Below are 205 nucleotides of genomic sequence, written 5' to 3'. Positions count from 1 at the left end.
TAATCAAGTCATGTACGATTTCTATGACACCTACTGGTAAATACTATGTGTCCATTTTGACTGAATACGAAAAAGAGATCGTACAAAAAGAAGTAGAAACAGTTGTTGGATTAGACTTTGCGATGGATCAATTATACGTCAGTTCTGAGGATGAGAGAGCCAATTATCCTAAGTTCTATCGTGAAATGTTAGACCGATTAGCAAA

Annotated in this window: 1 pseudogene; it reads left to right on the top strand. The window is 35.6% G+C overall.

From position 1 onward, the window contains the following. Positions 1 to 205: pseudogene (locus G9F74_RS29835) on the top strand (RNA-guided endonuclease TnpB family protein); the annotation flags it as partial.

It is taken from the genome of Bacillus sp. EKM202B, from assembly GCF_011066025.1.
GTDB classification, from domain to species: domain Bacteria; phylum Bacillota; class Bacilli; order Bacillales; family Bacillaceae_G; genus Bacillus_A; species Bacillus_A toyonensis.
The sequence above is the reverse complement of the archived record's forward strand: the minus strand, read 5'-3'. Positions and strand labels throughout refer to the sequence as shown.